This window comes from Pseudoduganella sp. LjRoot289, assembly GCF_964252925.1.
In the GTDB taxonomy this organism is placed as follows: domain Bacteria; phylum Pseudomonadota; class Gammaproteobacteria; order Burkholderiales; family Burkholderiaceae_D; genus Rugamonas.
On sequence record NZ_CAXUPN020000001.1, the window covers coordinates 2,025,890 to 2,038,201 of the forward strand.

At 64.2% G+C, this 12,312-nt stretch carries 10 protein-coding genes; 3 read left to right on the forward strand and 7 right to left on the reverse strand.

Annotation, left to right across the window (positions count from 1 at the left end; genetic code table 11):
- Positions 1-120: 120 nt before the first annotated feature.
- Positions 121-525, reverse strand: coding sequence for a nuclear transport factor 2 family protein (locus ACSQ8Y_RS08690; protein WP_436266046.1), 405 nt, complete (start codon positions 523-525; stop codon positions 121-123).
- 87 nt (positions 526-612) lie between these two features.
- On the opposite strand from ACSQ8Y_RS08690, the gene ACSQ8Y_RS08695 reads away from it, so the two are divergent.
- A complete protein-coding gene (locus ACSQ8Y_RS08695; RefSeq protein ID WP_436269787.1) occupies positions 613-1,530 on the forward strand; it encodes a LysR family transcriptional regulator in 918 nt (305 codons plus the stop codon).
- Between the two features lie 52 nt (positions 1,531-1,582).
- Here ACSQ8Y_RS08695 and ACSQ8Y_RS08700 read toward each other — a convergent pair whose 3' ends face one another.
- From ACSQ8Y_RS08700 to ACSQ8Y_RS08725, 6 genes are read right to left on the reverse strand one after another with little or no spacing between them, the layout of a single operon-like run.
- Positions 1,583-3,052, reverse strand: coding sequence for an FGGY-family carbohydrate kinase (locus ACSQ8Y_RS08700; protein ID WP_436266047.1), 1,470 nt, complete (start codon positions 3,050-3,052; stop codon positions 1,583-1,585).
- A complete protein-coding gene (locus tag ACSQ8Y_RS08705) occupies positions 3,049-4,047 on the reverse strand; it encodes an ABC transporter permease (protein ID WP_436269788.1) in 999 nt (332 codons plus the stop codon). The genes ACSQ8Y_RS08700 and ACSQ8Y_RS08705 overlap by 4 nt, the downstream gene beginning before the upstream one ends.
- A gap of 14 nt (positions 4,048-4,061) precedes the next feature.
- Positions 4,062-5,054 (reverse strand): ABC transporter permease, encoded by a 993-nt coding sequence (locus ACSQ8Y_RS08710; RefSeq protein ID WP_436266048.1) that lies wholly within the window; start codon positions 5,052-5,054, stop codon positions 4,062-4,064.
- Complete coding sequence (locus tag ACSQ8Y_RS08715) at positions 5,051-6,703, reverse strand: sugar ABC transporter ATP-binding protein (protein ID WP_436266049.1); 1,653 nt, start codon at positions 6,701-6,703, stop codon at positions 5,051-5,053. Before ACSQ8Y_RS08715 ends, ACSQ8Y_RS08710 begins: the two co-directional genes overlap by 4 nt.
- A gap of 12 nt (positions 6,704-6,715) precedes the next feature.
- The gene (gene rhaS / locus ACSQ8Y_RS08720; protein ID WP_436266050.1) at positions 6,716-7,720 is read right to left on the reverse strand and encodes a rhamnose ABC transporter substrate-binding protein; all 1,005 of its coding nucleotides are present in this window, start codon (positions 7,718-7,720) and stop codon (positions 6,716-6,718) included.
- Positions 7,717-8,583: a DeoR/GlpR family DNA-binding transcription regulator gene (locus ACSQ8Y_RS08725; RefSeq protein WP_436266051.1), complete on the reverse strand. Its 867-nt coding sequence runs from the start codon at positions 8,581-8,583 to the stop codon at positions 7,717-7,719. Before ACSQ8Y_RS08725 ends, rhaS begins: the two co-directional genes overlap by 4 nt.
- A 289-nt stretch (positions 8,584-8,872) precedes the next feature.
- Here ACSQ8Y_RS08725 and ACSQ8Y_RS08730 point away from each other — a divergent pair, with 289 nt between their 5' ends.
- A complete protein-coding gene (locus tag ACSQ8Y_RS08730) occupies positions 8,873-10,972 on the forward strand; it encodes a bifunctional rhamnulose-1-phosphate aldolase/short-chain dehydrogenase (RefSeq protein WP_436266052.1) in 2,100 nt (699 codons plus the stop codon).
- A gap of 29 nt (positions 10,973-11,001) precedes the next feature.
- Positions 11,002-12,297, forward strand: coding sequence for an L-rhamnose catabolism isomerase (rhaI, locus tag ACSQ8Y_RS08735; protein ID WP_436266053.1), 1,296 nt, complete (start codon positions 11,002-11,004; stop codon positions 12,295-12,297).
- Positions 12,298-12,312 lie beyond the last annotated feature (15 nt).

The following is a 12,312-nucleotide window of genomic DNA, read 5'->3' on the forward strand; positions in this document are numbered from 1 at the left end:
GCCTCCCGCTTTTTCATGAGGGGCATTGATAGCGACACGCCGAAAGCCGTGTCGCTTTTTTTGCAATCGCGTTGCGTCGTGATAATGAAAAGCTTGGTATGTGACCAAAACTGATGAAGATCAGCGAGCCGCCTGGGAAACGGCGAAACTGTCCTCCAGCATTTGGAAGCGCGTGATCTCACCGCCGGCAACGGCCAGCACGAAAGCGAAAGCCGTTTCCACGACCTTGCCCGTGCGCTTAGATCGCGATGCGAGTTCACCCAGGATCACCGCCCGCTTGTCGTTTGCCACGATGTCGTGGACCTCGAAGCGAAGGGGCTCGACCAGGTTGCGCAGGTCACGGACGAAGTCCGCCGCGGCCTGGCGCCCATGTTTCTTCCCGATCCATGGCAGCGCGCCAACATCGCCTGCGATCTCAAACTCGAGATCCGTGCTGAACAGCGCGGCAACGTCGTCGGGTGCGGCACCACTGCCCATGCGGGCAAGGAACTCTTCTGCGATGCGGGTGGTTTCTTCGATACTCATGCTGCTCTCCTTGAAATGAATCAGTGTATCGACGCGGCCCTCTTTTTGAAATAGAATTGATTGCAAACTATCATTGCAAAAATGACGATGTCGAAAATGCCGGATTTTGAAGGGTTGGCGATGTTTGCCAAGGTCGCCGAGGAACGCTCGTTCGCAGCAGCGGCACGGGCAATGGGCGTATCCGTGGCGACGGTTTCGCGCGGTGTCAGTCGTCTTGAAGAGCGGCTAGGCGCGCGGCTGTTGAACCGCACGTCGCGGCAACTGGCGTTGACCGAGTTCGGCCATACGATTGCGGAAAGCGCAAGTCGCATTTACCAAGAGGCCGAAGCGACCGAGGACGCGGCACGGGAACAGTCGGCCTCGCCCCGCGGGCGTGTCCGCCTGGCGGTGCCGATGTCGTTCGGGCTGCGCTGGGTTGCCCCTATCTTGCCGGACTTCTTCCGCGCTTATCCGGATATTTCGATCGATCTCCATCTGTCGGATGCGTCGGTCGACCTGATCGGCCAGGGTTTCGATGCGGCGCTCAGGATTGCGGTACTGCCGGACTCGTCGCTGGTCGCGCGACGGCTCTGCCCGGTGTCGCGCTTTATCGTCGCAGCACCCAGTTATCTGGAGCAGTGCGGCCGGCCCAGGCATCCTCATGACCTGATCGGACGTGCCTGTCTTGGTTATGCATATCGGGCACGGAGCGAAGTCTGGCGGTTCGTCAACGATGCCGGCAATGAAGAGGCCGTTGAACCGGCCGGGCCATTACGCGTGACGAATGCAGATGCACTGGTGCCGACCGTGCTCGCTGGCCTTGCGATCGCTGAGTTGCCGGAATTTATCGCCGGCGAGTATTTGCGCGACGGGCGTATGGAGATACTAATGACGGACTGGACCATGCAACAGGGCGGTCTCTATTTCGTCACGCCCTCGCTGCGCGCACGGCCGGCCAAGGTTGAGGTGCTCGCTGACTTTCTAGCCCAACGCATCTCGCCGTCCGCATGGGCTTGGCGAGGCTAGGCAATACGCAATTGGCACGATAACGGTAGTTGTCTCAGCAGCTTGCCAGTTGTCATTCGGCAGCACGCGTTCCATGTTTCACTTGCCATGCCGCAGCCAGGCTGTCGTGCCAGCGCTGGCGGTATCCGTCGAGACCGGCGAGGCGCATCGGTGACGCGACGGCGTTGCTAGACCTGGGCGTCCGGCCCCAGTGGTGCAGCATCCAGCCACCCGAGGTGGTGCCGCTGGTGTCGTCGGAACAGGATACCTCCTGCTCCCGGCGCAAGGCGGCCAGCAGCGGCGCGAAATACGGATTGCCGGTAAAGCTGCCCTCGACCACGATCTGCCCGGTGTTGGCTCCCAGCGCCGACAGGCAGTAGTCGCTCATCAGCACGCAGTAAAGCGTGGCCAGCGCATAGCGCTCCTGTGCCGTCTCGGGTGCGACGCCGGCGACTTGGCCCGTGTGGCCAGCGAACGGCCCACCGGCAGTGGAAAAGCAGGGCAGTGCCATGGTGCCCCGCTCGATCAACCCTTGCAAGTCATCCTGCGAACAGACGACGGGCGCACTGGCCGCCAGTTCGGCGAATTCCCGCCCTCCCATGAAGCGCATGCACGCCACCGCTTGTCCGAGGGCGTTGCTGTTGGCCAGCATATCCGCTTCCTCGCACAGGCCGTCCAGCGGCATGCCGATCGCCGCTGCGATGACCCAGGTGCCCGTCGACAGCACCGTGCGCGCAGGTAGGGCCGCCGTCGCAGCCGCCGCAGACAGCGCGGGCGTCTTGGTGGCGTTTGGCGCATCCGGTGCGGCCGCAAGGTGGCGCAGCAGCGAGGCGTTGCTGTCGTGGATGCCGCATACGACATGACAGTCGGCCGGCAGGCCGGTTTGCGCCGCCAGTTCCGGCCGCAACGACCCCAGGCGCGCCCATGCCGGCTGAAGCGCCGGGAACAGCGCGTCCCATCCCATGCGGTGCACCAGCGCCGAATACTGCTGGCTGGCCGGCAGCCACAGGTCGGTATGGCAGCCCAGCGACGTCACTTCGCTTGCGGCGGTGCCGCACAAGCGCCAGGCCCAGTATTGCGGATACATGAGGATGTGCCGGGCTCGCGCGAATTGCTCCGGGAAGGCTTGCGCCTGCCACGCCAGCTGGCGCCCCAGGTTCAGGCCCATCGGCAACAGCGGAGAATAGCTCGAAGAGTAAGCGGGCCTTAGCGCGCGGTAAGCCGCGTCGTGCGACTTGGGCAATTCGAATTCATAGTCCAGCACCGGCAGCACCAGGCCATCACCGTCGACCAGCGCGGCGGTGGCGCCGTGCGTGACCGGCACGATGGCAGTGACCCGCGCCTGCAGCGAAAAGCCGCGCATGGTGTCCAGCATCCAGTTCCATATGCGTTCGACGTCGTGGTGCGGATACAGGCCGTCTTGCACGATGGCGTTCGGCATCCGCCGCTCGGCCAGCGTGGCGCCGGCGGCGTCGATCAAAGCCAGCTTGACGTTGGTCTTGCCGATATCGAGAACGACGGTGGCGCCCGCGCCGCGCGTCATTTGGCCACCTTGCGGCCGCGCAGCAGGCGTGGCAGGGCGATGGTCACCAGCAGCAGCACGCCGACCACGATGGTCATGTAGATGCCGGGGATATTCGCCAGCGACAAGCCGTACGTCACCGTACCCAGCGTGAGCACCGCCAGCAGCACGCCGCCTATGGTGCCCGCGCCGCCCGAGATGCTGACGCCGCCCAGGATCACCATCGTGATGACCTCCAGCTCCCAGCCCATGGCGATGTTGGGCCGCGTGCTGCCGATGCGGCCCGTCAGCAGGTAGGCCGCCAGGCCCGCCATGGCGCCGGCCAGCATGAACAGCACCAGGCGGTAGCGGTCTACCGGGATGCCCGAGAAGCGCGCCGCCACCGGGTTGTTGCCGATGGCGTAGACGCGCCGTCCCCAGCTCGTCGCGTGCAGCACCACCGCGAACAGAATCGTGAACGCCAGCAGCACCACGAACTCGCGCGGGATGAAATCGAAGAAGTAGCCCTGGCCCCAGTCCATCATCAGTTGCGGATAGCCGGTGTATGCCTGGTCGCCCAGCACCACGCTGGCCAGGCCGCGGAACAGCGACACCGTGCCGATGGTGACGACGATGGACGGCAGCGCGAAGCGCGTCACCAGCCAGCCGTTCAGGAAGCCGCAGGCAGTGCCGGTGGCCAGCGCCACGAACAGCAGGCTTTCCGGCGGCATGCCGATGCCCTTGGCGTAGCCCATGGCGACCGACGAGAGCGCCAGCGTGCCGGCCACGGAGATATCGATCTCGCGGCAAATGATCAGCAGCGCCATCGGCAAAGCGATCAGTGCCTTCTCGCTGAAGTTGAAGGTGCCGTCGGCGAGATTGTTCAGGTCCAGGAAGTTCGGCAGCAGGGCGCCGCAGACAATGAAGGAAGCCAGCAGCAGCAAGGCCAACAGGCTTTCCCAACGCCCCAGCAGGGCGCCGAAGCGGAACTGGGGACGGTCTTCAATGGTGTAGCGCGACGTGCTCGCCGCAGGCATGACAGGCGCTGGATTCACGCGGCACTCCCGTTAGGTTTGATCAGATGCAGCGGCAGGATCTGGCGTCCCGCGCTCTTGTTGCCACGTGCGTTGATCAGCACTGCGGTCAGGATGACGATGCCCGTCAGCGCGCTTTGCCAGAACGGCGACACCTTCAGCACCGGCAGCGCGTTGCCGATCACGGCCAGGAACAGCGCGCCCAGCACGGCGCCAGCCACGGTTCCCGTGCCGCCGGCGATGCTGATGCCGCCGATGACGCATGCGGCAATGACGGTGAACTCGAAGCCGTAGGCGATTTCCGTGTAGGCGACGGCATAGCGCGCCACCCACAGGTAGCCGCACAGGCCGGCCATCAGCCCGGACAGGCCATAGGTCCACAGCAGGCGCCGCGCGATGGGTATGCCGACATAGCGCGCCGACGCCGGCTCGTTGCCGACCGCATACAGGTCGCGCCCGAAACGGCTATGGCGCGCGACGAATACGGCGGCCAGTACGGCGGCGGCAGCGATCCACACCAGATGGCTCACGCCGAGCAGGCGCGCCAGAGGGAAAGCGATGAAGTCTGGCGGCATCTGGTGCGACGACACCCACGCGCCGCCGGACAGCACGAACACCAGCCCGCGATAGACGCTCATGGTGCCCAGCGTGACGACGATGGGCGGCAATTCGAGATAGCCGATCAGCCAGCCGTTGACCAGCCCAAGCAGCAGGCCGATGGCGACGGCGGACAGCATCACCAGCGCCAGCGGCAGTTCCGGATAGCGGGCCGCCAGCAGTGCCGACATCATGCCCGACAAGGCCAGGTTAGACGCCACCGACAAATCCACGCCGCGCGTGACGATGACCAGCATCTGCGCCAGCGCCAGCATGATCAGCAAGGTGCTGTCCGTCAGCAGGCCGCCCAGGCTGCTCCAGCTCAGGAACACCGGCGCGCGCAGGCCGACCAGCAGCACCAGCGCGCCTATCATCAGCGCCAGGAGCGCCTCTCGTTGTTTCAACATTTTCATGCGCATTCCTCGGCCGGCAGCGCGCAGCCGGAAGCTGCCGCCACCACTTTCTCGGGCGTGCACTCGGCACGCTCGAATACATTGGTGATGTGCCCCTGGTGCATGACGACCACGCGGTCGGCCAGCCCCAGTACCTCGGGCAATTCGGACGACACCAGGATCACCGACAGTCCCTTGGCCACCAGCTCGCTGATGAAGCGGTGCACGGCTGCCTTGGAACCGATGTCGATACCCTTGGTCGGCTCGTCCAGGATGAGCACTTTCGGATTGGTCGCCAGCCACTTGCCCAGCACGACTTTCTGCTGGTTGCCGCCGGAAAGCTCGGATACCAGCTGCGTCAGGTGGTTCGCTTTCAGTTCCAGCTGTTCGCTGAAGTGGCGCGCGATGGCGTTCTCCTGCGCGCGGCGGCCGCGCAGCAGGAAGCCCACCTTGTCCAGTATCGGCAGCGTGATGTTGTGCAGGATGGGCAGCGACAAGTGCGCGCCCTGGTGCTGGCGGTCTTCCGGCACGTAGGCGATGCCGTGCGCGACCGCGTCGGCGGGGCAGGTGATCCTGACGGCTTTGCCGTCCATGCGCACCGCGCCGCGCACATTGGCGCTCAGGCCGAACAAGGCCTGCATCACTTCCGAGCGGCCTGCGCCCACCAGGCCGTAGAAGCCCAGGATCTCGCCCTGGCGTAGCTTGAAGCTGACGTTCTCGAATTCTGTGGGGTGGCAGAATTTGTCCACCTCCAGCAGCACCGGGCCGGGCGTCACGTCGGCCTTGGGATAGGCCTGGTGTACGGCGCGGCCCACCATCAGCGCTACCAGTTCAGGCTCGGTGATGTCGGCCAGGGCGCCTTCGGCAATGAAGCATCCGTCGCGCAGCACCGTGTAGCGGTCGGCCACTGCGAAGATTTCGTCGAATTTGTGCGAGATGAAGATGACCGCCGTGCCGGCCGCGCGCAGCTGGGCGATGATGCGGTACAGCTCCTGTATCTCGCGCTGCGACAGGGAAGCGGTCGGTTCGTCCATGATGACGACGCGCGCATCCTGCGACAGGGCGCGCGCGATCTCGACGAAATGGCGCTGCGCCACGCTCAGGTCTTTCACCTTGGCGCGCACGGGCAGCGATACCTCCAGCCGTTCGAACAGCTTTTCCGCCTCGGCCTCGATGCGGCGCCAGTCCACCCGGCCGAAAGCGCCACGGCAAGGATGGCGGCCGACATAGATGTTCTCCGCCACGGTGAGTTCATCGAACATCACGGTTTCCTGGTGCACGGCGGTAATGCCCGCTTCCATGGCTTCCTGCGCGCTGGCGAAGGCCACCGGCTGGCCGGCCAGCTCCATGCAGCCTTCGTCGGGCCGGTAGATGCCCGTCAGCGTTTTGACCAGCGTCGATTTGCCCGCGCCGTTCTCGCCGATCAGCGCCATCACCTCGCCGGGCCGTACCGACAGCGCCACCTTGTTCAGCGCGACGACGCCCGCGAAACGCTTGCTGATGCCGGTCAAGGCCAGCACCGCCCCCACGTCCCTTCCCGGCGCCGAAGCGGCAGCGGTTGACGCTACGGGGGGGGCCGCTTCGTTCGAGCCTGCGCCAAGCAGCGTGTTGGCCGCAGCCATCCCCGGTGCGGCAGGTCCTTCGCCTCCTGCTAACAAATTGAGTTGCATACCGCGTCCGCGTCAGAAGATTTTGGAGAACTTGTCGACGTTCTCCTTGTTGTAGGTGAACGGCGCGCTCATGGCCGCCTCGCCGCCTGCGTCGATGGCGATGGTGCCCATGCGGCCGGCCGACACACTGCCGCCCGGTTTGGCATTCGGCGCCGCCTTGACGAAATCGTACGCCGCATACGTTGCCGCGTAACCGAGGTCGATCGGATTCCAGATCGCGAACTCGCGCACCGCGCCGCTCTTCACATGGCCCGCCATTTCGGATGGCAGCCCCAGGCCGGTGACGAACACCTTGCCCACCAGGTGCTCGTCCACCACGGCTTTGCTGGCCGCGTTGATGCCCACGGTGGTCGGCGCGATGATGGCCTTCAGCTGCGGATTGCTGCGCAAGAGGCCGATGGCTTCGCGGTAGCTCTTGTCGGACTGGTCGTCGCCGTACACGGTGGCCACCAGTTTCAGCCTGGAGAACTCCGGCTTGGCCAGTTCGGCCTTCATCACGTTGATCCAGATATTCTGGTTGGTCGCCTGTGCCGACGCGGAAAGAATGGCGATTTCTCCTGCGCCGCCAATGGCGTCCGACGCCATCTGGACCTGCTTTAAACCGATCAGCCCCGCGTTCGATGGGTTCAGCTGCATCAATCGGCCGGCCGGCGCCAGGCCGCTGTCGAAGGAGATCACCTTGATGCCGCGCGCCATGGCCTTCTTGGCGATCGGCACCAGCGCATCCGGATCGTTGGCCGAGATGACGATGGCGCTGACCTTCTGGCTGATCAGCGAGTTGACGATTTCGATCTGGCCCTCCGCGCTCGGCGTGGTCGGCCCGGTGTAGATGATCTCGACGTCCTTCAGCTGCGCGGCGGCCTCGTTGGCGCCGGTGTGGGCCGCGTCGAAGAATCCGTTGCCCAGGCTTTTCACGACCATGGCGATGCGCACTTTCTCAGGCTTCTTTTCGCAGCCGGAGAAGGCCACCACCATGCTTGCGGCCAGCGCCGCGATTGCGAGTTTCTTGAGTTTCAATGCGAAGTCTCCGATTGGTACAGGGCAGGGGACTGGAAGTCGTAGGCCGGATTGTAGTTGGGGGTGATGAGCTGGGGCGGCATCGCTTCCGGCTCCACCGTGACGACGCGGATGCCCGACTGCTCCATCAGCTGCACCGCCGAATCGGAGGCGTGCGTATCGGTGATGACGCAGGAGACGCGGTTCAAGCCGCACAGGATCAGGCCAGCCTTCTTCTGGAACTTGGAACTGTCGGCCAAAACGATCAATTCCTCGGCCTGGCTGATCAAACGCTTCTCGGCCTGGATCAGCAGCGGGTCCGCCTCCATCAGGCCAAGCAGCGACAAGCCGTAGACGCTCATGAACATCTTGGCGGCGTAGTGGTGCTGCGTGATGTCGTTGTCGAAGGGGCTGAGGATCACGTTCTGCTCGCGATATACCTTGCCGCCGGGGAGGATGATCTCGTTCTCGCTCGATACCAGCAGGCGCTCGGCCATCAGGAAGGAGTTGGTGAGGATCTTCAGGTGCTGGTCGACCAGGAACTCCGCCATCATGAAGGTGGTCGTGCCGCCGTTGATGATGATGGTTTCGCCGTCCGTGCACATGCCGGCAGCGTAGCGGGCGATGGCGCGTTTGCGCTCCGCATAACACTGGATGTTGTTCTGGAAGGTCTCGCTGGTGAGGGGGAAGCCGCGCTTCTTCTGCTGAAGATTGGTCGCCCCGCCCCGCGTGCGGGTGAGCAGATTGCGGCCGGCCAGCCAGCTGATATCGCGGCGGACCGTGGCGGGAGAGGCGTTGAGCCATTCGACAAGCTGCGGCACGGTGGCCGTATTATGTTCGGCGAGCAGCTTCAACAAACGTTTACGGCGCTTGTGATTTACCATTTCTGTCTCCTTTTATTTTGTGTCTACGCAATGCCGTGCAAGGAATCGGATTCGTTGTACGATGTCTGGTGACTCGTTATTACGGTAGAGACTAATCATTTCGCGGCAGGGCGTCAATCACGCTTCGATCAACCGCTTGATTATTTCTGATGCATCGCAGCATAACGAGCAAGTTTCAATCACCAATCTGATTATTTCGTTCTTAGTCATCATGTTGATTGCTTCCGCATTGACACCCTATGCCCCGCTGATTTCTACTGATTGCATACACCCACAACGGAGAACAGCAATGAAAGACCCGAAGCAGAAAGAACCGATCGCTTCCCTTTGGAACGACAGCGCGGCGGCCGCCATGAGCGAACCGGAACTGCTGCTGTACCGTTCCAATTTGCTCGGCTCGGACCTGCGCATTACCAATTTCGGCGGCGGCAACACCTCCGCCAAGGTCATGATGGCCGACCCGCTGAGCGGCGAACAAGTGGAAGTCCTGTGGGTGAAGGGCTCCGGCGGCGATTTGGGCAGCATCAAGATCGACGGCTTCTCGACCCTCTACATGGACAAGCTGCAGGCGCTGAAGCAGCGCTACCGCGGCCTGGCGCTGGAAGACGAAATGGTGGCCTACCTGCCGCACTGCACCTTCAACCTGAACCCGCGCGCCGCCAGTATCGACACCCCGCTGCACGCCTACATCGACCGCAAGCACGTCGACCATATGCACCCGGACTCTTGCATCGCCATCGCGGCCTGCAAGAACAGCGAAGCCATCACCGCCAAGGTCTTCGAAGGTGAACTGGGCTGGCTGCCGTGGCAGCGGCCCGGCTACGACCTGGGCCTGAAACTGGAAGCGCTGTCGAAATCGCAGCCGCAACTGAAGGGCATCATCCTGGAAGGCCACGGCCTGTTCACCTGGGGCGACACCGCCAAGAGCTGCTATGAAACCACGCTGGCCATCATCAAGCGCGCCGAGGAATGGCTGGCCGCGAACGTGAAGCAGCCGGTGTTCGGCGGCGCAGGCACCACGCCGCTGCCGGCCCAAGAGCGCTTCGCGCTGGCTGCGAAACTGATGCCCCTGCTGCGCGGTAAAATCAGCCAGGAGGAGTACAAGCTGGGCCACTTCGACGACAGCGACACGGTGCTGGAATTCGTTTGCAGCAAAGACCTGGCGCCGCTGGCCGCGCTGGGAACTTCCTGCCCGGATCACTTCCTGCGCACCAAGATCCGCCCCTTCGTGATCGACTTCGATCCGGCCAAGCCTGACTTCGACAGCCTGGTGGCCGGCCTGGACACGCAGCTCGAGGCCTACCGTGCCGACTACCGCGCCTACCACGAGCGCTGCAAGCATGACAACAGCCCGGCCGTGCGCGACGCCAACCCCATCATCTACCTGATCCCGGGCGTGGGCATGCTGTCCTTCGCCAAGGACAAGGCCACCGCACGCATCGCCGGCGAGTTCTACGTCAACGCCATCAATGTGATGCGCGGCGCGAACGGCGTGGACACCTATGTCGGCCTGCCGGAGCAGGAAGCGTTCGACATCGAGTACTGGCTGCTGGAAGAGGCGAAGCTGCAGCGCATGCCTAAACCTAAGAGCCTGGCGGGCCGCATCGCGCTGGTCACCGGCGGCGCGGGCGGCATCGGCCAGGCGGTCGCACGCCAACTGCTGCAGGAAGGCGCCTGCGTCATGCTGACCGATATCGACAGCGAAGCGCTGTCACAGGCGCACCAGGACCTGGCGAAGGCGGCCGGCAAGGACAGCGTGGGCAGCATCGTCGCCAACATCACCAGCGAGCAGGCGGTGGACGACGTGATGAATGCGGCGGCCCTGCGCTTCGGCGGCATCGACCTGCTGATCTCGAACGCCGGCATCGCCTCGTCGGCGCCGCTGGACGAAACCACGCTGGAAATCTGGAACCGCAACCAGGACATCCTGGTCACCGGCTACTTCCTGGCCAGCCGCGCCGCCTTCCGCATCATGAAGCAGCAGAAGCTGGGCGGCAGCATGGTGTTCGTGGCCAGCAAAAACGGCCTGGTGGCATCGGCCGGCGCATCGGCCTACTGCACCGCCAAGGCGGCTGAAATCCACCTGGCACGCTGCGTGGCCCTGGAAGGCGCGCCGCACGGCATCCGCGTCAACGTCGTCAATCCGGACGCCGTCATCCGCGGTTCGCGCATCTGGGACGGGAAATGGAAGCAGGAGCGCGCGCAGTCAAATAAAATCGGCACCGACGACGTGGAAGACTTCTACCGCCAGCGCAGCATGCTGAAACTGAGCGTGCTGCCCGAGGATATCGCCGAAGCCGTGTACTTCCTCGCCAGCGACAAGGCGGGCAAGAGCACCGGCAACATCCTCAACGTCGATGCCGGCAACGCCGCTGCATTCACGCGCTAAGCAGCATAAAAATATATCTGGAGACTGGAATGAGCACTTTGATCGACGCGGGCCGGGTGGCCGAACACAACGCAAAACTGCAGGCTGGCCTGGAGGCGGACTATGCCGCCCTGGGCGGCATGCTGGCCAGGCGCGGCCAGGATATCGAGAAACTGACGGCGCTCGCGCAGACCTTTGCGGTAGCGCTGCCCAGCTGGGGCGCCGGCACAGGCGGCACCCGTTTCGCGCGCTTCCCCGGCAAGGGCGAGCCGCGCAACGTCTACGAGAAAATGGAAGACTGCGGCGTGATCCACCAGCTCACGCGCGCCACGCCCAGCGTGTCGCTGCACTTCCCTTGGGATAAGACCACCGACCCGGCGGCGCTGCGCGAGCAGGCGCACAGCTACGGCCTGGGCTTCGACGCAGTCAATTCGAACACTTTCCAGGACCAGGTGGGCCAGGAGCACAGCTACAAGTATGGCAGCCTGACTTCCAACAACGCGGCGGTGCGCGCGCAGGCGGTCGAGCACAATATCGAGTGCATCGAACTGGGCAAGGCGCTCGGCTCCAAAGGGCTGACCGTGTGGGTGGGCGACGGCGCCAACTTCCCTGGCCAGCACAATCTGCGCGGCGCCCTGGAGCGCTATCTGGACAGCGCGCGCGGCATTTACGCCGCGCTGCCGGAAGACTGGCTGATGTACATCGAGCACAAGCTGTTCGAGCCGGCGTTCTACGCCACCACCATTGCCGACTGGGGCACCAGCTTCGCTTGCGCCCAGTCCCTGGGACCGAAGGCCAAGTGCCTGGTGGACTTGGGCCACCACGCGCCCAATACCAACATCGAAATGATCGTCGCGCGCCTGTCGCAGTTCGGCAAGCTGGGCGGCTTCCATTTCAACGACAGCAAGTATGGCGACGACGACCTGGATTCGGGCAGCATCAATCCCTTCCAGCTGTTCCTGGTCTTCAACGAGCTGGCCGACGCGGAGCAGCGCGACGGCGCCAATTTCAACCCGGCCTACATGCTGGACCAGTCGCACAACGTGACCGATCCGATCGAAAGCCTGATGAACAGCGCCGTCGAAGTACAGCGTGCCTTCGTCCAGGCCGCGCTGGTGGACCGTGCCGCGCTCAAGCAGCACCAGGACAATAACGACGCGCTGCAATCGGCACAGGCGCTGAAGCATGCCTACCGCACCGACGTCAGCGCCATCCTGGCCATGGCCCGTGTGCGTTCGGGCGGCGCGGCCGACCCGGTGGCGCTCTACCGCGCGTCCGGCTACCGCGACCAGGCGGCCGAGCGCCGTCCGGCCAAGGCGGGCGCCAGCAGCAGCGGCATCGTTTAAACGTCCGGACGGGAA